Raw genomic sequence first — 23,669 nt, 5'->3', positions numbered from 1 at the left:
CTTTTCAAAATTATGTTTCATCTTCCATCTTCTTTTTCAGTGCCAAAACCAGTGCTTCAAACGTAAATTCATCCGGAACGACATCCACGGTCACGCCGAATTCTTCCACTGTTTCCGCGGTCGGAAACCCGATTGCGCCCACCCAAGAATCATGAACGATTTGAATCATTTTTTCTTTTTCGCCGGCCTGGTCCGCCAAATCAAAGAAATTCCGAACCATCATGGAACTGGTAAACGCGAATGCGTCGACTTCCCCGGCAAGCGCCGCTTCAATTAATTCATCTTGCTCTTCACCTTCCGGCGTTTGAAGGGTGTAGACATGTGTTTCATAAACCGTCGCGCCGGCATCCATAAGACCATTCGTTAAAACGTCCGAGCCATAAAAACTGCGGGGAATGTCAATGATTTTTCCGGAAACGGAACTTCCCAGCTCTTTGACCAAGCCTTTGGAACTGTATTCACCGGGAACCAAAGAGCCGGACAAGCCGATAGATTCTAATTTTTTCGTCGTGGTCGGACCGATGGAAACAATTTTAACTTTCTTCAATGCAGCAATCAGCGATTTTTCATCCTTGCCGGCATTTTTGAGTGTGTATTCGACACCGTTCGCACTTGTGAAAATCACGTAATCGGTTTTTTGGGACAAAACACGGTCCAAAAAACCGTCAAAATGTTCATCCTTCATGCCAACCAATGTCACCACCGGAACAAACAAAGGCTTAAAACCGGCGGCTTTTGCCGCCGCTTCGGAAGACGCCCGATAAGTTTCAGGACGCATCACCGCAAGAACCGGATGCTCGCTCATCATTTTAACTCCATCTTTTTTATTTTGCAATTATTTTATTTGCAATTATTTTATTTGCAATTATTTTATTTGCAATTATTTTCAAATTTTTAATATTTTATAATTTATTGATTTTCGATTAACATCGATTTTTCAATAAATTGATTTTTCATAATTATCGGACAATTTGTTCGCCCAAAATGTCATGTAAATTGACCACATTTCCAATAACGGTCAAAGCCGGAGCTTTCACATCCCGTTCCACCGCCAGCCGGGCAATGTTATCCAGCGTCCCGATTGTGACACGCTGGTCCGGCCGGGTGCCGCGCTCAATCAGCGCGACCGGTGTTTTTGGATTCATGCCGTACTTTAAAAGTTCTCCGCAATTGCGCTCAAGCATTTTGACGCCCATGAAAATGACAAGCGTCCCGTTAAATTTTGCCAAAAGTTCCCAGTCAAGACCGGTTTCATCCTTTGTCGGGTCTTCATGCCCCGTAATAAAAGTCACCATCGAATTGCTTTCCCGATGCGTAATTGGAATCCCGGCGTAAGCCGGAACGGCAACAGCAGAAGTAATTCCCGGAACCACTTCAAAAGAAAGACCGGCTTTAATTAATTCTTCCGCTTCTTCCCCGCCACGCCCGAAAACATAGGGGTCGCCGCCTTTGAGCCGGAGAACATTTTTGCCTTCTTTCGCTTTTTGAACAATCACGGCATTGATTTCATCCTGTGTGAGCGTGTGGTTTCCGGCATACTTTCCTGCGTCGATTTTTTCCGCGGTTTTAGGGATTAAATCCAAAATCGCTTTTCCCGGAAGCTGGTCATAAACAACGACTTCGGCGTTGTCAATCAAACGGCGCGCTTTTACGGTTAAAAGATCCGGATCTCCCGGACCCGAACCAACCAAATAAACCTTTCCTGTTTTGAGTGTCATTTTTGATAATTCCTGTCAAAATCATATCCGTGTAAACGAAACAAATCAATAATAATTAAACAAATCAATTCAATAATCAAACAATTAATTCAATAATCAAACAATTAATTCAATAATCAAACAATCAATAATAATCCGGAAAATTCATTAACAGATTCAATAAATATCCGCTTTATTACTTTTTTGGTTTGTGTCCCAAAAGCCGGAGAATAGATGATTTTTTCTCATTTTCGCTGCGCTCCCAATCAAACCCGGAAACTTTTTTCGCCAAATCCGCCTCATTCGCATAAATATGCGCGGAGGACGACGTGAGAATTATTTCCACCAAAACACATCCGGCCGGTTTGATGACCAATTCATCAAACGCTTTCGCAATCCCGCACAAATTTGCCCAAACAGCATCCCCGTAATCATTCGACCGGAATAAGAGCCGGAGAGAAACTTGGTTGTCATCCAAAAGCCGCACTTGATACCAATTAAAACAAGGCGGATTGTAGGAATTCCAGTACATCGGATGGTAAATCACGCCGACATTTTGATTGGATTGAATTTTGGAGGCCAGGTTTTCCGAAAGCTTTTTTTGAGAAATATCCATTTGGTCGATGTCGCCTTCAATTGTTTTGAATTTGCGCATCAACTCAATGTACGTATATTCGAAATCCGTGTCATCATACTGTTTTTTTCCGACTTCGGAAAGCGGAACCAAAAAGCTGTTTTGATAATCCGTGATTTTATCACCCGACCATCGGAAATTTTCCGGCGTTTTTCCGGCTAAAACGTCGTCAATCGCTTTTCCATAAAGTTGAATGGTCGCGTAAATTTCCCGCGCGCGTTTAGGCTCCATAGCGGAGCCAAACGTAATGTCTTTGCCATCTAAAACAATGTCTTCGGTGATTTTTTTATACAAAAAATCAATGTCTTCCCCCGAATAGGCTTTCACAAAGGTCAACTTTTGATTCATAAAGCTCGTCCAATTCAATCATTTTTGAATAAATCCTAAACAAATTAAAAGAACACAAAAACAAAACAAGGCAAAGTTTTATTAATTAAAATCCTAAAGTGTGAACCAAAATTATGTTTTGAAATTATTTAAACTCATTGAAATTAATTTTCGGGGATTTCATGAAAAAATATTCGGAAGAGACCGGTTCTAAAATAAAATTAAAAACCGATTTTAAAACAGAATCGAAAACAGAACGAACAGTGGAACAGACCGCGGAACAGACCACGGAATTTGCGGCACCGGAACAAAAAGATGTCCGCTTGTATTTGTATTATGCCAATCAATGCGACCCGAAAAAATGCAGCGGGAAAAAATTGGAAAAATTCGATTTGGTGCGTTTGTATGAAAATATCGGGCAAACGCCCAAAGGCGCGATTCTTATGGACCCGCGTGCTGAAAAAGCGCTTTCCCGAGAAGACCGCCTCAAAAAAGGAATTGTTGTCTTGGATTGTTCCTGGGAACACGCCGAAACCACGTTTCCGGTGTTGGACCAAATGGATCTTCAAAAAAGAGCGTTGCCTTATCTTTTGGCCGCCAACCCCATCAATTTCGGACGACCATTTCGGCTCAATTCCGCCGAAGCCTTTGCCGCCGCTCTTTATATATTGGGACGAAAAGATCAAGCTGAGAAAATATTGTCCAAATTCAAATGGGGACAGGCGTTTTTCGAATTAAACGCCGAACCGCTTTCAGATTACGCCGCCGCAAAAAACAGCACGGAAGTCGTCGCCGCTCAAAATCAATACTTGGACATGGGATAACAAAACCCGCATCATCTTTTCATGTTGCCGCCGCTCACATGCGTTATGGCAACACTTTTTAAAATTTCACCCAAAACCCAAACCCCTGATTTTTACCGAAATATTTTTGAATCGTCGTTTCGGGCGTTTATCCAGATGACATAACATAATAAACTGTTTTAGGATATATATAAATATTATTAAAATATAAATTACATTTATAATAAATGATTTATATGAGTCAGTCATATGGTCTGTTTATGTAATTCGGATTTTAATTCCGTTATTTTTGATTGACATCCCCGACTTACATATTTTATGTACTTGACACACTGTTTTTTTGAATTTGTCAAAAATTAATAAAATCTGGTGGAGAAATCATGGACAACAAAAAACTGAACGCGGACCACAAGGAAAGCGATATGAAAAAACAAAAATTAACAACATCTGCCGGCGCGCCGGTTGTCGATAACCAAAATGTTTTTACCGCGGGACCAAGAGGACCGATGCTGATTCAAAATATTTGGTTTTTGGAAAAACTGGCTAATTTTGACCGGGAAGTCATTCCGGAACGGCGCATGCATGCCAAAGGCTCAGGCGCTTTTGGAACATTTACGGTCACCCACGACATTACCAAATACACCTGCGCAAAAATATTTTCCAAAATCGGGAAGAAGACCGACATGTTCGTCCGGTTTTCAACGGTTGCCGGAGAACGCGGCGCCGCCGACGCCGAACGAGACATTCGCGGATTTGCCATGAAATTCTATACGGAAGAAGGCAACTGGGATTTGGTTGGAAACAACACGCCTGTTTTTTTCTTGCGCGACCCGCTGAAATTTCCGGATCTTAACCACGCCGTGAAGCGTGACCCAAGAACCGGCATGAGAAGCGCGAACAACAACTGGGACTTTTGGACGCTTCTTCCGGAAGCACTCCACCAAGTCACCATCACAATGAGCGAACGCGGAATCCCAAAATCCTTCCGTCACATGCACGGATTTGGCAGCCACACATTCAGCCTGATCAACGCCAAAAATGAGCGGGTTTGGGTTAAATTCCATTTGGTGACACAGCAAGGTATTCAAAATCTGACCGATGCCGGGGCCGCCGAATTGGTCGGAAAAGATCGGGAAAGCCATCAGCGCGACTTGTTTGAAAGCATTGAGCGTGGCGACTTCCCGCGCTGGAAAATGTATATTCAAGTCATGACGGAAGAACAAGCCCAAAAAATGCCGTACAATCCGTTTGATTTGACAAAAGTTTGGTACAAAAAAGAGTTTCCGCTCATCGAAGTCGGAGAATTTGAACTGAACAAAAACCCGGAAAACTTCTTTGCCGATGTGGAACAAGCCGCCTTTAACCCGGCCAATGTGGTTCCCGGAATCGGATTGTCTCCCGACAAAATGCTTCAAGGAAGACTGTTTTCCTACGGCGACGCACAACGCTACCGCCTGGGCGTCAACCATATGCAAATTCCGGTCAACGCCCCACGCTGTCCGGTCAACAGTTACCACCGTGACGGACAAATGCGGTTTGACGACAATTACGGCCGCCGCCTGCATTACGAGCCCAACAGCTATGGAGAATGGCAAGAGCAGCCGGAATTTAGCGAACCAAAACTTCCGATATACGGAGAAGCCGACCACTGGGATTTTAGGGAAGACGACGACGATTACTACACGCAGCCGGGACTTTTGTTTAACTTGATGAGCGATGCTCAAAAACAAGTTCTGTTTGACAACACCGCCCGCGCGATTTGCGGCGCCGAAGAAAAAATAATGATCCGGCATGCCGTCAATTGTGCCCGAGCCGACATCAACTATGGAAAAGGTGTGGCAAAAGCCATGGGCATTTCCTGGGACAAAGTCGAAAAATCGGTTTAATGTAAAAAAATCAAAAATCAAAAATCAATCAAAATTAAAATCAGATTCGGTCGGAATAAAAATTCCGGACCGTTTTTCTTTTTTTCTTTTTCTTATTTATGTTTTTCTTTTTTTCAAATATTATTTTTTCTCATAAACCGGACGCTGCCGCTTTGCCCGCCGCGCGCGCCGCAAAGGCCGGACCCCGGCTTTAAATAAAAAAGAAAATGAAAAAAAATGAAAAAATAAAAGGGAAATTTGTCATTTTACAAAATTCCCATATCTTTGAGCCGGTTGGGCAAATAGGTTTCCGTGACGAAATCCAGACCTTTGCCGGCAAACGCCTGCTGTTCTGCCTTTTTGCCGATTTCAAGCTGCAAATTAATTTGTTCTTTCCAGTATTTGGATTCAAACCTGGGATCAGATAGTTCGCTGCGCAGCGCCGCAATGTCTTGTTCCGTCAACTTGTCGGTCGCCAATTCATATTCCACAATATCGGACGGCTGAACACCTAAAAATTTAGCGTCAGGCGTTGCCATATATTCGGACAGGTGCGCACTTTTAATTGCTCCGTACGCGATGGATGAAAAAATCCGGTAAGACCATGGGTCACCGTCCGTAAAAACCGCAACCGGGATTCCAAGTTCCGTGTTCATGCGTCGGATAATCCGGCGTGTGGAACGGGCCGGCTGCCCTTTGAGGTGAACCAAAATAGCGTTGTGCCGTTCATCAAATCCGTTTTCAATCAAACGGGCATACATTCCGCCGGTTTCAACGGCAATAATCATGCTGGCATCGTTTTTGATAAATTCGATATTTTCCACATTAAACGGAATTTGATAGCCGCCTTCGCCGATATCTTGTTGGCAATGGATTTGGCGAGAACCCCGCTTCGTCTCTTCCCGAATCGTAATCGGTCCATACATGGTCGCACCGTCCTCTTCCGGCCGGACGTGGAAAAATTCGCGCTGGGCGCCGGTAATAATTTCCAAATCTTCAATCAACCGGTCGCTTTCCTGCTGGGCGCCGAATTTCGCCGGACCCCAGCCTTCCGAGATGTAATACAATTCTCTTAAAGTGGATCCGCGATTGTTTTTCAAGTGTTCCGACACAACGAAATCGGAAACGTAAACGGTTTTGAGCAATTGGTGTGCGCCCTTAACGGTTTTGGCGGAACGCTCACTTTCCAGGTCGCCATATACCCAAACCTCGCTTTCATCGCTGTATTCCAAATTTCGTTTTGTCCGCGACGGCATGAGAACGTGTGGGATAATGCCCGATTTAAATTGGTCGTAAAAAGCCCCGGCGAGGCGGACCAATTTTCCTTTCGTCCAAGCATCGTTTGCGGCTTTTTTCTCCAAAATTTTTTGTTTGTACTCCTCACTGTTGGTATCCAATTCCGTTTCAAAATTCAGAACGGATGGCGGAACAGAATCCGCCCGCATGCGGTTAAATTCGGATTCCAATTCAGATTCCAGTTCCGACTCGCCTTCAAATTTAAATTTCCGCTCCGGCTCAAACCCGTCGGAATGATCCGATTTTGACTTTTTAGAGAGGTTCTTGGAGGCGGATTTTTCAAAAGCCGCCGATTCAGATGAAACAGATTTATCCAGTTTATCCAGTTTATCTGATTTATCCGATTTATCCGATTTATCCGATTTATCCGATTTATCCGATTTATCCGATTTATCCGATTTATCCGATTTATCCGATTTATCCGATTTATCCGATTTATCCGATTTATCCGATTTATCCGATTTATCCGATTTATCCGATTTATCCGATTTATCCGATTTATCCGATTTATCCGGTTTATCCGCTTTTACCGGCTTGCCGGATTTTTTGGATGGAACCCCATCAAAATTCTCAAATTCGTTATTCGACTCATTATCTGATTCCATATCAGACTTGTTGTCCGACTCATTGCCAAATTCACCATCAAATTCATCTTCAAAGTCATCTTCAAAGAATTCATAGTCTCCGTATTCCTCAAATTCAAGATCGGAATCAAATCCGCCTGATTCGAAATCTTGTCCGCCCGAGCCCGAATCAGAGGGGTTAAAATCCGCCAAATCCGCCGTATTCTTTGGTTTTTTTCCGGCCGCTTCTTTTTTGGATGTATCTTCATCGGATGTTTTTTTATGGGATGTTTCTTTTTTTGCCATATTTTTTCCTCCTTAAAACATCTCTCCAACCGCTTTTGCGCCGGTCACGTCATCTTCTTCAAGTCCTTCGACAATGACGGGCTCCATTTTCATAAGTTCATTTTCATCGGCACCGTCTAAGGTAAACCGGAAAACTTTAGAACCGGCCGGCGATACGGTTACATCCCAAATGTAATCGAAATTGTCGGACAAACTGACAATGTTCGTGGGTGGCGGGCTGGGCGATTTAATTTCGCACGGCAGAATCTGATGCAATTTAAACTTTTTCTGTGTGGTTCCGTAATTTCGAACCGCCAGCGACACGAAATGAACATCATCTTGTCCTTTGGTGCCTTTGTCAATGGTTCGCTCCACAAGCAAATTGCCCATAATGTTGGCAACAACCGGCTGGATGTCCGGAACATCTTTGTCCACCATCACCGACACTTTTTTGGCCAAAAGCGGCAAAATTTTTGTAATGATTACTTCTTTTTCCCGCCGTTTTTGAAGATCACCTTGTTTGCCCAAATAGGTTTTTAATTTACGGGCCACTTCTTTGACAACAAGTTCGGTTTCCTCTTCAATTATTTCAATGTCGGCCACCGCGTCTTTGGATTCAGAAGTGAACGGAACGTTAACCGACGCGATATGAATCAAAAGAATGAACGGACCCGTCGGAATACCGCCGCCGGGCTGGGAAATACCATATTGTTTCCATTTGATGTTTTCCACCGCGTGCGTGAGCGCGCAGGCACCCTGCTGGTACAAAAGCGGCACCCGATTTGCAAACCGCATAATGTTGATTTTGTCTTCTTTGGGCAGATTCCCACCGTACGCGATGCCGGCTTCAATGACAAAGGGATTTCCGGAATAAATCGCCGGTTTTCGGGAAGCGGTCGCGATAAAATCCACGCTATGCTCTTTTTTCAGCCCTTTGTAAATCAATTCTTCCGTGATCGGCGATAAACTGTTGGTGGACGGCGCCATGATTTTAACTTTTTTAAACGCGTCCAAAAGTTTGAGAGCATCGGACCGTGTTAATTCATGCGGGTCTCCTTCCCGATCAAGCCCGGCCGCATCACAAATTTCTTCCGCCGTTTGAAGGCCGATTTTAGAAAAAGAGTAGCGCAGAAATGGTGCCAACTTTTGCCGCTCGGTATGTTGAAGCATTTTAATGAGGGTTCCAAGTTCGATTCCATGCGGATGCGGCAACACTTCTTCCGCCTGCTTTGGAACCTCATCGGTCGCACGCTCAAAAAGAATTTCATTGCCGTCGGGTTCGACCAAACAGATGCGGGCGTGCGGGTTAATGATGGCGGTCGATTTTAAATATTCATAAACAGACTGCTTGCGTCCTTTGACATACGATGCGCCCATTTCGATTTCAATGCGGGTTCCGTGCGGACGTACCCATTCCACAATTTCATCTCTAAGAATATCGGGCTCGTTTGTGCTTGTATTAATCATCAATTCAAAATAATGCGCGGGGGACTTGTGGTCCACCCGGGAGATGATTTTTGTGTATTTGCCGGCCGTGATTTGAGAATACAGCACCGCCGCTGAAATTCCAATCCCCTGTTGCCCCCGGCTTTGTTTGAGCGCGTGAAACCGGGAGCCGTAAAGTAATTTTGCGAAAACTTTCGGGATTTGTTCTTTGACAATTCCGGGACCGTTGTCTTCAACGATAATATTGAGATAATCACCTTCTCCGCGTTCGATTTGAACCAAAATATCCGGCAAAATCCCGGCTTCTTCGCAGGCGTCTAATGAGTTGTCGACCGCTTCTTTAATAGTGGTAATGAGCGCACGCGGGGCGGAGTCAAAACCCAAAATATGGCGGTTCTTTTCAAAAAACTCTGCAACACTGATGGATTTTTGCCGCTTTGCCAATTCTTCCGCAATCGGCATTTGAATGGATTTGTCCATAAAAAACTCCTGAAATTTCTGAATTTTTAAAAATTTGGATTTTTGAAAATATTAACGGTTGAATAAAATAAGTGGTTTACATATAACGATATATTTATTAATACTTTGCACCAGGGTGAAAGTATTTAAAAGTGAAAAGCGCATATTTCAAAAAATAAAAACCGACAACAATAAAAATTAACAATAAAGAAAAAATAGTAAAAATATTATCAGGATCCTATATGACAATTGATTCTTATTTTCCGACATTATTCCGCGCACCGTTAAAACCTGATTTGCCGGGAACCGGTTTTGAAGTTGTTCTTTTGCCAAAGCCGAATGAGGAGTTTGATAATTTTGAAATTCGAGCCGCTTCTTATCCGGATTTAAAAAGAGAAACAGGCGCTGAAAAAATATTTCGGCTGAGCGTTTTTATCACCGACAAACAAAAACTTCTGTTTTTGGCGCCGGCGGGTCCGGATGAAAGCGAATCTATAAAAGATTTAATGTTTTGCGTTTTGGAAGGGCTTTTTATTTTGGAAAAATTAGAGATCGTTCCGGAAATCGGCATTATTTCCGGCGGCCGGGAAGGTGATGCCGGGCGAAACGCACGGGTGGATCAAACCCTATTGGATGCCAAAACTCTTCAAAGCTTGTTGGACAAAGAGAATATTTCTTCCCAAAATTATACGATTTTAATTGAGGACGCCGTGAAAAAAGCAAATTTCCTCATTATCCCGGACAGCCTTTCCGGAGAACTAATTTTAAGAACCGTGGCCGGAATCGGGGAAGGCCGAGAAATCGGAAACATTTTGCTTTTTAAAAGACCGGCACAAACAAAATCACTCGCAAGTAAGACAATTTACATAGAGCAGCTGACGGAAAAAGCAAATCCGAAAGATGCCGAAATTTTAAAACAGGCGCTGTTGTCGGCAAACTTGGGCAACAATGATTGAAATCAAAAAAATGAATTCAATAAAATAAAAATAAAAGAGAAGGAGTCGAACTTTTTTTGAAACAGGATTTCATGCCGGAACTGGATTTTGGTTTTAACCTGGTAATGGACTTATTTTGGGAAATTTCAAAAATCCCGAGGCGTTCCGGACAGGAAGAAAAAATTGCCGCTTTTTTGGAAAAATTCGGGCATGAATAGGGATTTTTAACAAAACGAGATGAGTCAAATAATGTTTTAATTCGGGTTCCGGCGTCTTTGGGGCGTGAAAATTTGGAGACGGTTGTTCTTCAAGCGCACATGGATATGGTTTGTGAAAAAAGACCGGACAGCCTTCATGATTTTTCAAAAGACCCGATTCAATTGCGGTTTTGGAAAAAAGACGGCATTTCAATGGTTTCCGCCGTGGACACAACGCTTGGTGCCGACAATGGAATTGGCGTCGCGTATGCTTTGGTGGCTGCCTGTGCGACTTCCCGTCCGGCGCTGGAAATTTTACTCACGTCCGACGAGGAAGAAGGGCTTACCGGCGCTCAAAATTTGTCCGATGATTTTGTGTCCGGAAAATATTTGCTGAATTTGGATTCCGAAGAAGAAGGAATTTTAATCGCCGGATGCGCCGGCGGGGTTTCCCTTTCCTTTAAAAAATCATTTGACCCGTGCTTTATGGAAAATTCCGCTTCATCTCCCTTTTCATATTATTCCGTCCGGATTTTCGGGCTTTTAGGAGGTCATTCCGGAACCGATATTGACAAACCTCGGGCAAACGCCAATGTTCTTTTGGGAAACTTACTCCGATCGATTTTAGAAAAGATCAACAAAACAAACGATATCAACAAAACAGATATAAACGCAACCATCTCAACCTTTCCGACAAAAGGCTCGGAACTGGAACTCCGGCTTGTCAATATTAATGGCGGAAGCGTTCACAATGCGATTCCGAGAGAGGCGGCTTGCACATTTATGACCGACCTGCCGCTTGATTTTTTAAATGAAATGATCCAAGAATTCCAATCGGTTTTGGAAAAAACCATCCGTTCGAGCGAGCCGAATTTGAAATTTTCATTTGATAAAATGGAAAGGAATGAAATAAATAAGGCAGCGAATGAAAAAGCGAATATTTTGGAATCAAATCCGGTACAGATTCCGGTTTTTAATTCCAAAAACACGGCTCGAATTATTTCTTTGATTTCAAGTATTCCACATGGTGTTTTTGAGATGTCGGACAAAATCCCCGGGCTGGTACTCACTTCCGGAAATTTAGCGGTGATGCGGTCCGAATTTTTCGAACCGGAAAAAAGCAAAGAAAACACAAAGGACAAAAAATTAGAGTTTAAAATCACATACAGTTTGCGGTCCGGAAATGAATTTAAATTAAAAGAAAAATCCAAAGAATTCATAGACATCGGGGAAAATCATGATTTTCATGTGTCGGTTTTTGGAAGCTACAAACCGTGGGAGCCGGATTTTGATTCCGGCTGGATTTCTTTGTGTAAGAAAGTTTACAAACACCACTTTTTGAAAGAAATTCAAGTTTCAGCAATTCACGCCGGTTTGGAATGCGGCGTTTTAGGACGAAAATATCCGAGCCTTCAGATGGTGTCGCTCGGACCCGATATTTCAAACGCACACACACCGGATGAAACTATGAATTTAGATTCCGCCAAGCGGGTTTGGGTGTACATTCAAACGATTTTGGAAAATTTTGATGTAAAAAAGCAAGATTAAAACCCGAATTCTCTGTCTGTTTTTGAATATGGCATGCACAATCCGCATTTGCGGCAATCCGCATTTGCGGCAATCCGCATTTGCGGCAATCCGCATTTGCGGCAATCCGCATTTGCGGCAATCCGCATTTGCGGCAATCCGCATTTGCGGCAATCCGCATTTGCGGCAATCCGCATTTGCGGCAATCCGCATTTGCGGCAATCCGCATTTGCGGCAATCCGCATTTGCGGCAATCCGCATTTGCGGCAATCCGCATTTGCGGCAATCCGCATTTGCGGCAATCCGCATTTGCGGCAATCCGCATTTGCGGCAATCCGCATTTGCGGCAATCCGCATTTGCAGCAATCCGCATTTGCGGCAATCCGTATTGATGCCGCTTTTTTTCAGATTATCTGTTTTCTTTGGGATCGATGACTTCTAAAAAAAACAGGAAGAACAGCCCTAAAAAGGGAACAGCCTGATACACCAGAAATTTCATTTCTTCCGTTTTGGGACCGGACAGCGGCGCAATGGTAAACAACAAAATAATAAAGAAAACGGGCGCTGCCAGAAAAATCGTCATGTAGATTTCAGACAGCAAATCCAGCATTTGAAAAAATTGATCTTTTTTTCGAAGAAAAAGGCTTTGATACTCTTGTTTTTTGGACAAAACGAATACTTGAAAATCGCTTCCTGAAACAATTGTATTTTTGGCGCCGGTTAAAAATTCGGATAAAAGTGGTGAGGGAGTTGTGTCTGACAGATATTGGAGAGCGGACGGTAAATCTTTTCCCAAAAGATGGAGATGGCATTCCAAAATCATAAATTCAAAAGCAATTGCATCATAGACATTTTTCATTTTTTTTTCAAAAAGTGATTGAAAAATAAATTCAGGGGGAATGCCGGCGGATGCCATGGCCGACATATAATTAACGGCAAAAGGCAGCTGATTTTCAATTTGAATCTTTTTTTCAGCGGACAACAAAAACGGTAACAGAAATGCAAAAACCAAAATCAAACATTCAAGTCCGGCAAAAATAAGAAAAGGAAGCAGCAACAATTTAAAAGGATTGTCCAAGGCCGAACCGAAATTTATGCCGAAGCTTTCGTTTCTTTGAAAAAATAAAATCAAAAAAAGAACAAATGCCCAAAGCGTACAAAATATAAAAAGAAGAGACGACGCTGAAAAAACGAGAGAGAAATACATCGGAACGGAAATAAACAACCGGCTTTCCGCCGCTTTTTTTTCAAATAATTGAAAAGATGGAGACGACGGCATTTTTTTCACAAACTTTCCAAAAAAGCGGAAAGATTGCTTCTGAATAAAAAAAAGAAAAGAAGAGAATGATTTTAAAGAAGAGGGCTTGCTCAAAATTTCACCCCTTCACTTGAAAATCCATCTGCGCCTTCATTTGATTTTGTTTTTGAATTTTCGGCTGATTTTTGTAATTCAAAGACTCGGCGACGAAAATCTTTTTCAAGAGCTTGCGCGGTCCAGCCTCGGCGTTCACGGACCCGATTAAGAACGGCGGATTTTTCCAAATCCATCTCGGCTGGACTGTAAAAATTAAAAATTTCCTGCGTTAAAACTTCAGACGTATGCGGATCGGTTTCAAGGATTTCATAAACAAAAATACATTTTCGAACGGCCGTGTTTTTCATCCGGACTTGTGACAAAATGACCAAAACATCCAGCGTTTGAATCATGGCGCGCGGGACATTCATCGGTGGGTTTTCAAGCCGGTGAATTAACGTATCAACGGATTCGGCGTGCATCGTGGAAATGGTGGCGTGTCCGGTCGACATGGCCTGAAACAAAACATAGGCTTCCGACCCTCGGATTTCGCCGACTAAAATGTATTCCGGACGCTGACGAAGCGCGGATTTGAGCAAATCATAAAGGGTGATTTGCCCGGAAGATACGGAAGCAAAACCAATGGAACCGCCAAAATTTCCACTGCCGAAGCTGCTGCCGCTGCTGCTGCCACTGCCAAAACTACCGGATTCTCGGGAAAGACCGGAAATCCAATTCAAATGCGGCAGATTAATTTCCCGGGTGTCTTCAATTGATACAATTTTTTTGTTTGACGGAATGAAGTGGCAGACCGCATTCAAAGACGTTGTTTTTCCGCTTGCGGTTCCGCCGGCAAACATTAAACTCATGCCGGACTCCACCAAAAGTTCCAAATAAGCCATCACTTCCGGCATAAATGTTTGGTTGGCAACCAAATCCGATGGCGTGAGCGGATGTTCATCAAATTTGCGGATGGTGAAAGTGCTTCCTTTCGTCGTAATTTCGTTTCCAAGCGTCAACTGAACGCGGGAACCGTTTGGAAGCATTGCATCTACCATCGGAAAAGCAACAGAAATTTGTTTTTTCGCACACTGTGCCATTCGTCGAATCAGGGTGTCTGACTCACTTTCATTCAGGAAAATATTGGTCCTCACCGATCCGTATTTTTTATGATAAACATAAATCGGCAGATTGTATCCGTTTTCAGAAATATCTTCAATATTCGGGTCATCCAAAAACGGCTGGATTCGGCCAAATTCTAAAAAATCTCGCCGGAGGTAGTAAAACAAAACGGAAAAATCCGCCTCGGACAGTGAAATAGAATACATGTGAAGAATTTTTAAAACTTCTTCCTGCAGACACTTCCCCCGTGCTTCTTTTTTGGCGGCGGACAAAAAAATGGAATCATCCAAATCAAACAGCGCCGGATTTAAAGAAACATTCAGAAGCGAAATGATTTTTTGAAGCAATTTTTGAAAAGCCGGACTTAAAACCGGTTCTTTGAGAACATAAAAAAGAGAGGGGTCCAAATTCGATTTTGAACTTAATTTTGAACCTAATTTTGAATTCGATGTTGGGTCTGAGATTGAATTCGATGTTGGGTTGGAGATTGAGTTGGAGTTGGAATTAACATTCAAAGAAGGGGATGCCTTTTGAACAATCGAGACGGATGAAAACGGAAAAACCAAATCATACGATTCTAAGATCTCAAATTCGAAGTCGTTGCTGTTTTTTGAGGGATGGGGATCATTCGGATTCATGTCCAAACAGTTAAAATTTTTCATAAATAAACCTACCGATTTTGAAAAAAACGAAAAAAATATAAAGAAACTGTTTTTAAAAGCGACTTACTTTTAGAAAAATGAATAAACAAAAGAAAATCGGATTTGAAAAAATGAAAACATTGATAAAACCAAAATCGGAAACATCCTCAAAAGCAGAAACGAAAGCAGAAACGAAAGCAGAAACGAAAGCAGAAACGAAAGCAGAAACGAAAGCAGAAACGAAAGCAGAAACGAAAGCAGAAACGAAAGCAGAAACGAAAGCAGAAACGAAAGCAGAAACAAAAATAAAAACAAAGATAAAAACCCCGTTTGATACCGATATATCAATTTTTAAAAAACTAGACAAAAGAGAAAAACAAAAACTTTGGTTTGATTTTTTAAAAAATCCATCGTTGTTTTTTGAAAATCGGCCGGCCTATTCTTTTTTGTTTGGAGGAACAGTTGCCGTTTTTTTCTTAATTGCGATTTTTATTCTTTACATTTCACTTGTGGATTTTGTCAAATCCGATTCGGGATTGAATTTTCAAAATATTCCGGCGGAATTTGTTTTGGTGCTCACACTTTTTATTTTATTCCTGCCGTTTATTTATTTTGAAGAAAAAAAAAGAAAAAAGATAGATTTTGTGGAAGAAAAAATTCCCGGATTTTTGCGCGACCTGTCCGGACTGGTTAAAAACGGCCTCACGATTCAGGAAGCTTTGAATGAATTGTCGGACCCGCCCAATAATTTTTTCTTACGGGAAATCCGGCATATCGGCTCAAAAATGCGGTCCGGAATTTCCTTTGAAAATTGCCTGGACGATTTTGGAAAACGCTATCATTCCAAATTGATTCAGCGGGCGGCATCGGTCATTGCCGTTGCGGAAAAGTCGGGTGGCAGAATGTCGCTGTCCATTGAATCGGCGGCATTTGACCTTCAAGAACTGGTGAACGCCAAAAAAGAACGGGCGGCAAAACATGCTGCATACGGCGCAATTTTATTTATTTCGTTTTTCCTGTTTTTGGGAATTTCAGTTCTTCTCATCCGGCAATTCGGAAAAATGTATGCCGGTTCAACTTTTCAATCCCCGGAATCAGTTTTGGAAATGTCGGTTTTAATTTTTCACCTGCTTTTGATTCAAGCTTTTTTCTTGGGACTGACAGCCGGAAAACTCAAAACCGGAAGCATAAACACCGGACTTAAACATTCTTTGATTTTAATGACAGTCGTTTGCCTTGTTTTTATGGGAATGGCATTTTTTTAAAAAAGATAAATTTAAAAAGATTAATTTAAAAAAAGATAAATTTAAAAAAGATAAAAGTAAAAAATGATGCTCCGGTCGGGATTCGAACCCGAGTCGTAGGAGTGAGAGTCCTAAATGATTGGCCGAGCTACACTACCGGAGCGGTTGATTCAAAAACAATTATCGCATAACAAATGCAGATGCAAAAGAGAGATTAAAAATATAAATAGATTATTGTCAAAACGTTTTTTCCAACCCGTTCATTTTTGTTATTTTTGCTTTTGATTCATCCTTTTTTTATAATTTTGAGATTCAATTTCTCAACCGGTCGAATATTTTTGTGTTATGGTTCCGCAACAAGAGGCGGGTCCCTCTTTCCAAAAATTTTGACGACGAAAATGCTTAACTCATAGAAAAAAACCATTGGGATGGCCACCACAATCTGGCTGATGATATCAGGCGGCGTGATGACGGCTGCAATAATAAAAAGGACAACATAAACATGTTTCCGGTATTTTTTAAGCATTCTTTTTTGAATAAGACCGAGACGGTTGAGAATCAAAATGACGACCGGAAATTCGAAAATCAGGCCAAAAATTAAAGTCAGCATCGCGATGAAACTGACGAAATCATAAATGGAATAGGTCGCCTGGGCGCCGGCGGACGCCGCGCTGAGATACAAAAACTGAATGAAGAGTGGGGCCATGAAAAAATATGAATAAGCGGCGCCGAGAATAAAGGAAATAAAGATGATGATGGCGATGAGAAGGATCCAGCGCAATTTAAATGGGATCTTCTCTCGTACATTATATTTTTTCACGTCGACGCGTTTGTAGACTTCTTTTCCACCCAGATAAAACAAAATCGGAAGCGTACAAATAACTGCGATGATAATCGACATTTTCAATTTCAACAGCGGAACTTCAAGGGGTTTTGTGTAAACAACCATCGGACCGCCGGTTTCGTTTTTAGAATTGTTTTCCAAGTAACCGATGGTAAACAGAGGTTCTTTTCCGGTGATTTTTTCAAATTCGGACCCGACTTTGGAAATTTGGTCGAAATTTTCCGAATCCGGATTTTGCGGGTCATACGGCATCGCCTCAAAAATAACAATTTGGGACGTTTCCGACAAATCCTGAAGTGTTAACTTGCTTTTGCTGCTGCTTTCCAAAAGATTGGTCATAAAATCGTTAAAACTCACGGGATTTTGACCGCCAATGCCGTTCATATATTCAACAATATAGTCCAATGACGATGGCTTTTGAATATTGGAAAGAATGACGTTTTGAACCACCGACGGCGCACCGGAAACAGGAACAGGATCCGTGTAAATTAAAATCGTTTTATTCGAGTCGTTGAGGAGTTGATGGACATCTACGTCGCCCACTTTTGTCGGTTCGGAATAAACAATCAAATAGGAATCAAAATGTTCGGACAAATCGGTGTTTGTCGCAGATACGTGAGGCAAACTTCTGGAAATCGCGTCGTTGATGACATAATCCGTCGCCGGATAGGCAACAATCGCCGCCACTAAAAAAACAATAAGAATCAGAATCAATTTCTTTTTGATAGAATCAATAAAACTCAAAAAGAGTTGAAATTCGTTTGACAGCTCCACGATGACATCCCGGTCCTTTTTGAAAAATTTCAGTTGTTTTTACATTTTGTTTTTATAATTTATTTTGTATAACTGTTTTTATTTTGTTTTTCAATTCCAAAAATAACCAAAATGATTATTTATGCGGGTTTTGATGATTTGTAGTATACATAAAAACCTTACATAAAAGTTTTATGATTCAACTTTTGAACTTATACCCAACTTTTAATTTTATGATTCAACTCTTAATTGAATAATTCAAAAATAGATTCAAAAACAAATTCAAAGATTCAAAAACAAATTCATTTTATATAAAAAATGAATTTCCATGAATAACTTTAAATGATTTCTTGTTTTTCATGGCTTATCCTTTAGTTTTTCTGTTTTTATTGTATTTGTATCATTTTTAAAAAAATGAAATGGATGAAAAAATGCCGGAACAAATTGATTTAAATGAAAAAAACATATCGGAAGATTCTGCCGATTTTTCAAATGCGTCCGGCCCAAAAAATCAAAAATCCGGATGGAAATCCATTTTCAAAAAGAAAAATACAAAAGACGTTGACGACATCGATTATGAAGAACATCTGATCGGTCACTTAACCGAGCTTCGAAACCGTCTCATCGTTTGTATTGCGGTGCTTTTGATCGGATCCGTTTTATTTTATCCGTTTTCAGGAGAAGGAATCGCATACCTATGGAATAAACTGATTCCGGAAGGAGCGGTTATGTCCATTTATTCGCCAACGGAATACATGGTCACCCGGATGAAATTATCGGTTGCGGCAGCTATTGCTGTTTTTTTCCCGGTTTTGTCGTACGAATTGTACAAATTCATGTGTCGCGGGCTTTACAAGAATGAGCGCCGGTTTTTATGGAAAACAGTTCCGGCTTCATTTTTATTATTTATTTTCGGCGCCTCGTTGGCCTACTTTATTGTGATGCCGATTTTTTTTATGTTTATTATTGACTATTCCGATCAAAGCGCAATCGCTCAAATCAGTTTGAGTGAAACCATTAACACGGTAATTACACTGGTTCTCGGGTTTGGAATTGTGTTTCAAATACCTCTTTTGATGGTATCGGCTGTGAAAATGGGATTGATCAATGAAAAAACACTTCGGAAAGGACGGATTATGGTTTACGGAACATTAATCGGTTTTGCGTTTTTGATTTCACCCGATCCAACCTTTGTTTCTCAATTAATTGCCGGGGTCGCGCTTGTCATTCTTTTTGAATTCAGCTTAATTATATTGCGCTTCTTTTAAAAAACGAAATGAATCCCCGTTAAAAAAGATTCCATTCATTGAAAAACAGACAATCATGAATAATCAAGGCAAATCTTTATAAGCTTTGATTTATTTTAAAAAAGATTATGATTGGCGGAATCGGATCAATGGAAATCGTTGTTGTCCTCGTCATTGCGCTTATTCTCTTTGGACCCAACAAGCTTCCTGAGCTTGCGCGTTCGGTCGGCTCGGCAATCGGTGAATTCAAAATTGCTCAAAAGGCCGCCGAGTTTGATTTAAGTGATATTGAAAAATATTCCAAAGAGCAAAATGAAAAGAAGAAAGCGGATGCCAAAGCCTTGGACAATAAAATAAAAGCCATGGCGGCAGAAGCTGGAATTGACCCTGAGGGAAAAAAGCCGGAAGAACTTTTAGTGATGATTTCCGAAAAAATGAAAACAGAGAGTATTGCGGTTGAAAAAAATGAAAGCGAGTCTGAAAAGGAAATGACGGTAAAAAGATTAAGTCCGGAAGAGTTGGCGGATTTAAACAAAACGTGCACGGAAAAAGCAGGCGAAAAAGCTCAAGTCTAAAATTAAGTCTAAAATACACAAATTTAAAATCATGGCAAATCACCGTAAATATTTGAAATTATTTTAAGAAAAAATTTAGCAATAAATTTATATGAACGTCATTTCATTGACATGGTAATTAAAACTTAAAACATGAAAAATAATTACAAATACCACCGCCATAAAAATTATTAAAAAATAACAATCATTAAAATTAAAAATCATTAAAATAACAATCATTAAAAATAACAATCACAATTATTAATAAAAAAATCATTAAAATTAAAAATTATTAAAATCTAAAAACTTACAAATTAAGAGGTGCACAAAAATGATTGGTGGAATCGGACCTACGGAAATGATCTTAATTGTCGCGATCATTGTCCTTCTTTTCGGAGCGGCAAAGCTTCCCGAATTGGCCAGATCGGCCGGAAAATCAGCCGGCGAATTTAAAAAAGCGCAAAAAGAAGCGGAAATTTCATACAAAGAGTTTGAAAAGAGCTTAGAGTCAACCCCTGAAACTGAGAAAGATACAAAAATCCGGCTGATGGCAAAAGAGCAAGGAATTGATACAAAAGGAAAAAGCGATGACGAGCTCTTGGATGAAATCAGCAAAAAAATGAAAAACACCTGAGAACTTATTAAAAAGCGGTCTTTCCGCTTTCTTTTTTATTTTGTATCTTTTCCGATTTATTTTATATTTATTTTTTAGCTTTTCAATTACTTTTTTTCGATATTGCAGCGTGCGTTATGCAACTGTATATGGTTTTGGAACTGCTGCACCTGTTGATGGTTTGAGCATTGCTGCAAATGTATATGGTTTTGGAACTGCTGCAACTGTTATTGAAGTGTAGAATTTATTCATGATCGTTTTGTTAAATCCTGCTCTTTCTTTAAAACAACCTCAAGCGTTCCATTATATTCCTCAACCGTCCCAAAAACACCGATTTTGTCACCCACCGCAATTTTTTGATAAATTCCGGCGGCCCCTGATTTTTTGGGAATGAAAATCACAATCATATCCTGATTCTTGCCTTCAATGTTAAGAATCAGATTTTCACCGGTGAATGTCATTTTTTTGTTCAAAATGTTTCCTTCGACATAAACCGTTTTTCCAACATCGTTTATGGTTGGCGTAACCGGTATTTGGCCGGAGTTTTCGGAATTGTTGTCAAAAACACATACATAAAGCAGAAGAACGGACAAAAAAGCCGTTAGGAAAAGAATAATGACGATTTTATTTTCTTTCTTCATAAGAATCCTCCAAAAATAAAAATAAACAGGAAAGTTATATTCTTTTTGAAAAAAACAAAATCGAAAGACTTAAAAATGGATCCAAAGAGATCTTACAGATTTATATTTTGCAGAAGGAATAAAAAGGAATAGAAATCAATCTGAGTTGCCTTTATTTCAATTGAAATGAACGGATAATTAATATTGATTCACAGCATATTAGGGTTACTTTTGCGGATTTACGTTATTAATTTTTGTTTATTTTGTAATTATTTGATTTTAATAACCAAATGGGGTCGTCATTAAAATGAGTTGGATTTCGCCAAAACCGGAACTGAGTGTCAAAAACCCGCTTTATGTTTGTGTTTTATCAAACACGAAAACCTCTCAAATTCCCGGACTTTCGGCTGCCGGAAAAACAGCCGAATTGACGGTTTACACCCCGGCCGGCGACAGCGAACTCATGCACACCGGAAACATCATCAGCGTCCCCGTACTTCCGATGACGCCCCCCCTCGACACCCCGACGCCGGCCGTCATTACCCGCTCAGCGCTCAATCTGACCCGTGTCCCTCACCTATTTGTCAATTCCGGACTCATGATTTTGCCGGACAAATCCATTCCGATGAAATCCGCCGACGCCGCTCCCGGCGAAGATATACGAAGCGGAATTTCCGTGATTGAACCCCAAATCATTTTTGAAAACGCCCGCAAAATCGGCTTTGAGGCCGCGCCGTCCACCGACCACCCGATCATTGGTGAAAGCACGCCCGGCGGCACAACGACCGCGATGGGCGTTTTAATGGCGCTCGGCTATGACGCAAAAGCGAGCAGCAGCGCGGATGTCAATCCGATTGAACTCAAAAAACAAGTGATTTCGGAAGCGATGGCAAAAAATAATATCACACTTGGAAGCCTCAAAAAAGATCCGTTCCAAGCCGTCGCGTTTCTTGGAGACCCGATGATGCCGGCCGCGGCAGGCCTCGTCGCCGGATTTAAAGATTTTGACCCGGAGATGAATATCATTTTAGCCGGCGGCACACAAATGGCTGCCGTTTTTGCGATTCTTAAACATCTGGGCGCCAATACAAAAAACGTTTGCTTGGCAACCACCCGCTATGTGGCGGAAGACAAAAGCGCCAATTTCAATGAATTATCCCGCCAAATCGGATTTAAAGCATACATCGCCGATCCCGGCTTTGGAAAATCCCGCCTGCCCGGCATTCAACGGTACGAATCGGGAACCATCAAAGAAGGCGCCGGCGCCGGCGGCGCTATGTATTTATCATCGCTTTTCGGCGTAACCGACGCACAATTTAGAGAAGAAGTGGAAAACGTTTGCGCAATATTAAAAGCGGGAAAAGTGTAAAAAATTAAAAATCCATTCCTTTTTTATTTTTATATTCCATCCTTTTTTTATATTTCATTCTTTTTTAGATTCCATTCTCTTGTTTTTCTTTTTTAGGATTGATCTCTTCTTTATTTGCCCAATAATAATACAAAAACATACCTGAAATTTTACGGCTGCCTTTGGCAGTCAGCCGAATTACATTGTCCCAATCCTTGGGCGTTATGTTTTTGCATTCGGCAAAGAAATCCTTTTTCTTTTGAATTTCCGTTTGCATCCAGCCGGCCATATTTTTGCCGCCGTTGTCTTTGACATAATCATACAAACCGACAAAATCGGAAGCTTTCGCCTTGATTTCTGTGGATGAGAAACGGCTTTTGAGTTTTCCCGGGATGACGATGGCGCCTTCTTTTAAGGAAATCTCTTTGTTTTTGTATTCCAAGTAAAACAAATCGTACGGGTTTTTCCCAAGCCGGGTTTTGCCATCGGCGACCACATCAGCCGCATTATCTAAATAAACCGCCAAATGTGCTTTCTTTTCTTCAAATCCCTTCCGGATTTCAAGCAGGCAAGTCTCCTCCTCAAACGTGTGCTTCCCAATCCAAACAACAAGAATATCGGCCTCCGAAAGCGGCGCAGTGGTCATATCATATTCGTTTGAGTCTAAAAGCTTGGATTGAAGGGGAGCAACGCGGGAAAAATCCGCCGGGTCAAAACAAAAATAGAACTTATTCGGCATAATTGATTTCCAATATCAGTCTTTTGTAAATCATTTTTTCAAAATCGTTTTTTCAAAATTATTTTTTCAATTTCTTCAATACGGATAGGAAATCAAGGCTTTAGGCCTATATTTTTTCAGCTTTTCTATCCCGCCGACTTCCGTTAATTCAATGACCGCAACAATCCCGATAATATTTCCGCCCATTTTCTCAATCAATTTGGCGGTGGCTTCGAGTGTCCCACCGGTTGCGATTAAATCGTCCACGATCAAAACCTTGTCGCCTTTTGAAATCGCGTCGGCATGCACTTCAATTTTGTTCGTCCCGTATTCCAATTTGTATTCTTCGGAAATGACCGCGCACGGAAGCTTTCCCGGCTTTCGCACCGGTACAAATCCGATTCCTCTTTTCAACGCCAGCGGAACCCCAAAAAGAAAGCCGCGTGACTCGGGCGCGACAATGACATCCGGTTTTTCATTCAGGGTATCCACCAAAATGTCCAACTGACGAATGGTTTCCAAATAAACATCCGGATCGGATAAAAGCGGTGTAATGTCTTTAAAACTGATTCCCGGAATCGGAAAATTCTCAATTATTCGAACTTTTTCTTTCAAATCCATGTTTATCTCCTCATTT

At 41.3% G+C, this 23,669-nt stretch carries 21 protein-coding genes, 1 tRNA gene and 1 pseudogene; 11 read left to right on the top strand and 12 right to left on the bottom strand.

Annotated elements, in window-relative coordinates; translation table 11 throughout:
• Nucleotides 1-10: 10 nt before the first annotated feature.
• From MsAm2_RS04125 to MsAm2_RS04115, 3 genes are all read right to left on the bottom strand, one after another.
• Nucleotides 11-808, bottom strand: coding sequence for a uroporphyrinogen-III synthase (locus MsAm2_RS04125; RefSeq protein ID WP_338097002.1), 798 nt, complete (start codon nucleotides 806-808; stop codon nucleotides 11-13).
• Nucleotides 809-959: 151 nt separating this feature from the next.
• The gene (gene cobA / locus MsAm2_RS04120) at nucleotides 960-1,718 is read right to left on the bottom strand and encodes a uroporphyrinogen-III C-methyltransferase (protein WP_338097001.1); all 759 of its coding nucleotides are present in this window, start codon (nucleotides 1,716-1,718) and stop codon (nucleotides 960-962) included.
• 175 nt (nucleotides 1,719-1,893) lie between these two features.
• On the bottom strand, nucleotides 1,894-2,679 hold the full coding sequence (locus MsAm2_RS04115) for a thymidylate synthase (protein WP_338097000.1): 786 nt from the start codon (nucleotides 2,677-2,679) through the stop codon (nucleotides 1,894-1,896).
• 161 nt (nucleotides 2,680-2,840) lie between these two features.
• Here MsAm2_RS04115 and MsAm2_RS04110 point away from each other — a divergent pair, with 161 nt between their 5' ends.
• Nucleotides 2,841-3,482: a DUF367 family protein gene (locus MsAm2_RS04110; RefSeq protein ID WP_338096999.1), complete on the top strand. Its 642-nt coding sequence runs from the start codon at nucleotides 2,841-2,843 to the stop codon at nucleotides 3,480-3,482.
• Nucleotides 3,483-3,883: 401 nt separating this feature from the next.
• A complete protein-coding gene (locus MsAm2_RS04105) occupies nucleotides 3,884-5,347 on the top strand; it encodes a catalase (protein WP_338098510.1) in 1,464 nt (487 codons plus the stop codon).
• A 245-nt stretch (nucleotides 5,348-5,592) separates the two neighbouring features.
• Here MsAm2_RS04105 and MsAm2_RS04100 read toward each other — a convergent pair whose 3' ends face one another.
• Together MsAm2_RS04100 and MsAm2_RS04095 are read right to left on the bottom strand one after the other, a co-directional pair.
• A complete protein-coding gene (locus tag MsAm2_RS04100; protein ID WP_420846985.1) occupies nucleotides 5,593-6,771 on the bottom strand; it encodes a DNA topoisomerase IV subunit A in 1,179 nt (392 codons plus the stop codon).
• Nucleotides 6,772-7,503: 732 nt separating this feature from the next.
• Complete coding sequence (locus MsAm2_RS04095) at nucleotides 7,504-9,384, bottom strand: DNA topoisomerase VI subunit B (protein ID WP_338098508.1); 1,881 nt, start codon at nucleotides 9,382-9,384, stop codon at nucleotides 7,504-7,506.
• Between the two features lie 233 nt (nucleotides 9,385-9,617).
• Here MsAm2_RS04095 and MsAm2_RS04090 point away from each other — a divergent pair, with 233 nt between their 5' ends.
• The 4 genes and pseudogenes from MsAm2_RS04090 (at nucleotide 9,618) to MsAm2_RS04075 (ending at nucleotide 12,476) form a co-directional block, all read left to right on the top strand.
• The gene (locus MsAm2_RS04090; RefSeq protein ID WP_338096998.1) at nucleotides 9,618-10,331 is read left to right on the top strand and encodes a hypothetical protein; all 714 of its coding nucleotides are present in this window, start codon (nucleotides 9,618-9,620) and stop codon (nucleotides 10,329-10,331) included.
• 56 nt (nucleotides 10,332-10,387) lie between these two features.
• On the top strand, nucleotides 10,388-10,528 hold the full coding sequence (locus MsAm2_RS04085; protein WP_338096997.1) for a hypothetical protein: 141 nt from the start codon (nucleotides 10,388-10,390) through the stop codon (nucleotides 10,526-10,528).
• A 12-nt stretch (nucleotides 10,529-10,540) separates the two neighbouring features.
• A pseudogene (gene pepD / locus MsAm2_RS04080) lies at nucleotides 10,541-12,055 on the top strand (beta-Ala-His dipeptidase); the annotation flags it as partial.
• A gap of 28 nt (nucleotides 12,056-12,083) precedes the next feature.
• Nucleotides 12,084-12,476: a hypothetical protein gene (locus MsAm2_RS04075; RefSeq protein WP_338096996.1), complete on the top strand. Its 393-nt coding sequence runs from the start codon at nucleotides 12,084-12,086 to the stop codon at nucleotides 12,474-12,476.
• Here the strand turns inward: MsAm2_RS04075 and MsAm2_RS04070 are convergent.
• On the bottom strand, nucleotides 12,444-13,322 hold the full coding sequence (locus tag MsAm2_RS04070) for a hypothetical protein (RefSeq protein ID WP_338096995.1): 879 nt from the start codon (nucleotides 13,320-13,322) through the stop codon (nucleotides 12,444-12,446). The two genes, MsAm2_RS04075 and MsAm2_RS04070, sit on opposite strands and share 33 nt — an antisense overlap.
• An 80-nt stretch (nucleotides 13,323-13,402) precedes the next feature.
• Complete coding sequence (locus MsAm2_RS04065) at nucleotides 13,403-15,112, bottom strand: type II/IV secretion system ATPase subunit (RefSeq protein ID WP_338096994.1); 1,710 nt, start codon at nucleotides 15,110-15,112, stop codon at nucleotides 13,403-13,405.
• Nucleotides 15,113-15,189: 77 nt separating this feature from the next.
• On the opposite strand from MsAm2_RS04065, the gene MsAm2_RS04060 reads away from it, so the two are divergent.
• Complete coding sequence (locus tag MsAm2_RS04060) at nucleotides 15,190-16,356, top strand: type II secretion system F family protein (RefSeq protein ID WP_338098477.1); 1,167 nt, start codon at nucleotides 15,190-15,192, stop codon at nucleotides 16,354-16,356.
• A gap of 67 nt (nucleotides 16,357-16,423) precedes the next feature.
• Here the strand turns inward: MsAm2_RS04060 and MsAm2_RS04055 are convergent.
• Nucleotides 16,424-16,498 (bottom strand) — tRNA-Glu (locus tag MsAm2_RS04055).
• A 180-nt stretch (nucleotides 16,499-16,678) separates the two neighbouring features.
• A complete protein-coding gene (gene tatC / locus MsAm2_RS04050) occupies nucleotides 16,679-17,953 on the bottom strand; it encodes a twin-arginine translocase subunit TatC (protein ID WP_338098476.1) in 1,275 nt (424 codons plus the stop codon).
• Nucleotides 17,954-18,363: 410 nt separating this feature from the next.
• Here tatC (MsAm2_RS04050) and tatC (MsAm2_RS04045) point away from each other — a divergent pair, with 410 nt between their 5' ends.
• From tatC (MsAm2_RS04045) to tatA (MsAm2_RS04035), 3 genes are all read left to right on the top strand, one after another.
• Entirely contained in the window at nucleotides 18,364-19,200 is an 837-nt protein-coding gene (tatC, locus tag MsAm2_RS04045) for a twin-arginine translocase subunit TatC (RefSeq protein ID WP_338098475.1), read from the top strand.
• Nucleotides 19,201-19,307: 107 nt separating this feature from the next.
• Complete coding sequence (gene tatA / locus MsAm2_RS04040; protein WP_338098474.1) at nucleotides 19,308-19,754, top strand: twin-arginine translocase TatA/TatE family subunit; 447 nt, start codon at nucleotides 19,308-19,310, stop codon at nucleotides 19,752-19,754.
• Between the two features lie 310 nt (nucleotides 19,755-20,064).
• Nucleotides 20,065-20,367: a twin-arginine translocase TatA/TatE family subunit gene (gene tatA / locus MsAm2_RS04035; RefSeq protein WP_338098473.1), complete on the top strand. Its 303-nt coding sequence runs from the start codon at nucleotides 20,065-20,067 to the stop codon at nucleotides 20,365-20,367.
• Nucleotides 20,368-20,594: 227 nt separating this feature from the next.
• Here the strand turns inward: tatA (MsAm2_RS04035) and MsAm2_RS04030 are convergent, their stop codons facing one another.
• A complete protein-coding gene (locus MsAm2_RS04030) occupies nucleotides 20,595-20,987 on the bottom strand; it encodes a nucleotide-binding protein (protein WP_338098472.1) in 393 nt (130 codons plus the stop codon).
• A 286-nt stretch (nucleotides 20,988-21,273) separates the two neighbouring features.
• Between MsAm2_RS04030 and cobT the strand changes: the two genes are divergently transcribed.
• On the top strand, nucleotides 21,274-22,335 hold the full coding sequence (gene cobT / locus MsAm2_RS04025) for a nicotinate mononucleotide-dependent phosphoribosyltransferase CobT (protein ID WP_338098471.1): 1,062 nt from the start codon (nucleotides 21,274-21,276) through the stop codon (nucleotides 22,333-22,335).
• Between the two features lie 64 nt (nucleotides 22,336-22,399).
• Here cobT and MsAm2_RS04020 read toward each other — a convergent pair whose 3' ends face one another.
• Nucleotides 22,400-23,053, bottom strand: coding sequence for a hypothetical protein (locus tag MsAm2_RS04020; protein ID WP_338098470.1), 654 nt, complete (start codon nucleotides 23,051-23,053; stop codon nucleotides 22,400-22,402).
• Between the two features lie 75 nt (nucleotides 23,054-23,128).
• Nucleotides 23,129-23,653 carry an adenine phosphoribosyltransferase gene (locus MsAm2_RS04015; protein WP_338098469.1) on the bottom strand — a complete coding sequence of 175 codons (525 nt, stop codon included), beginning with the start codon at nucleotides 23,651-23,653 and terminating at the stop codon, nucleotides 23,129-23,131.
• Nucleotides 23,654-23,669 lie beyond the last annotated feature (16 nt).

Source organism: Methanolapillus ohkumae, from assembly GCF_032594355.1.
In the GTDB taxonomy this organism is placed as follows: Archaea; Halobacteriota; Methanosarcinia; order Methanosarcinales; family Methanosarcinaceae; genus Methanolapillus; species Methanolapillus ohkumae.
This window is presented reverse-complemented; position numbering and strand designations above follow the sequence as displayed.

Excerpts from the sequence above, each read along its gene's own strand:
- MsAm2_RS04075 (WP_338096996.1), top strand. The coding sequence starts at position 12,084 with ATGGCATGCACAATCCGCATTTGCGGCAATCCGCATTTGCGGCAATCC.
- MsAm2_RS04020 (WP_338098470.1), bottom strand. The coding sequence starts at position 23,053 with ATGCCGAATAAGTTCTATTTTTGTTTTGACCCGGCGGATTTTTCCCGC.
- MsAm2_RS04065 (WP_338096994.1), bottom strand. The coding sequence starts at position 15,112 with ATGAAAAATTTTAACTGTTTGGACATGAATCCGAATGATCCCCATCCC.
- MsAm2_RS04110 (WP_338096999.1), top strand. The coding sequence starts at position 2,841 with ATGAAAAAATATTCGGAAGAGACCGGTTCTAAAATAAAATTAAAAACC.
- MsAm2_RS04090 (WP_338096998.1), top strand. The coding sequence starts at position 9,618 with ATGACAATTGATTCTTATTTTCCGACATTATTCCGCGCACCGTTAAAA.
- tatA (WP_338098473.1), top strand. The coding sequence starts at position 20,065 with ATGATTGGTGGAATCGGACCTACGGAAATGATCTTAATTGTCGCGATC.
- cobT (WP_338098471.1), top strand. The coding sequence starts at position 21,274 with ATGAGTTGGATTTCGCCAAAACCGGAACTGAGTGTCAAAAACCCGCTT.
- tatA (WP_338098474.1), top strand. The coding sequence starts at position 19,308 with ATGATTGGCGGAATCGGATCAATGGAAATCGTTGTTGTCCTCGTCATT.
- MsAm2_RS04060 (WP_338098477.1), top strand. The coding sequence starts at position 15,190 with ATGAATAAACAAAAGAAAATCGGATTTGAAAAAATGAAAACATTGATA.
- tatC (WP_338098475.1), top strand. The coding sequence starts at position 18,364 with ATGCCGGAACAAATTGATTTAAATGAAAAAAACATATCGGAAGATTCT.
- MsAm2_RS04125 (WP_338097002.1), bottom strand. The coding sequence starts at position 808 with ATGATGAGCGAGCATCCGGTTCTTGCGGTGATGCGTCCTGAAACTTAT.
- MsAm2_RS04030 (WP_338098472.1), bottom strand. The coding sequence starts at position 20,987 with ATGAAGAAAGAAAATAAAATCGTCATTATTCTTTTCCTAACGGCTTTT.
- MsAm2_RS04015 (WP_338098469.1), bottom strand. The coding sequence starts at position 23,653 with ATGGATTTGAAAGAAAAAGTTCGAATAATTGAGAATTTTCCGATTCCG.
- MsAm2_RS04100 (WP_420846985.1), bottom strand. The coding sequence starts at position 6,771 with ATGCGGGCGGATTCTGTTCCGCCATCCGTTCTGAATTTTGAAACGGAA.
- MsAm2_RS04115 (WP_338097000.1), bottom strand. The coding sequence starts at position 2,679 with ATGAATCAAAAGTTGACCTTTGTGAAAGCCTATTCGGGGGAAGACATT.
- cobA (WP_338097001.1), bottom strand. The coding sequence starts at position 1,718 with ATGACACTCAAAACAGGAAAGGTTTATTTGGTTGGTTCGGGTCCGGGA.
- MsAm2_RS04105 (WP_338098510.1), top strand. The coding sequence starts at position 3,884 with ATGAAAAAACAAAAATTAACAACATCTGCCGGCGCGCCGGTTGTCGAT.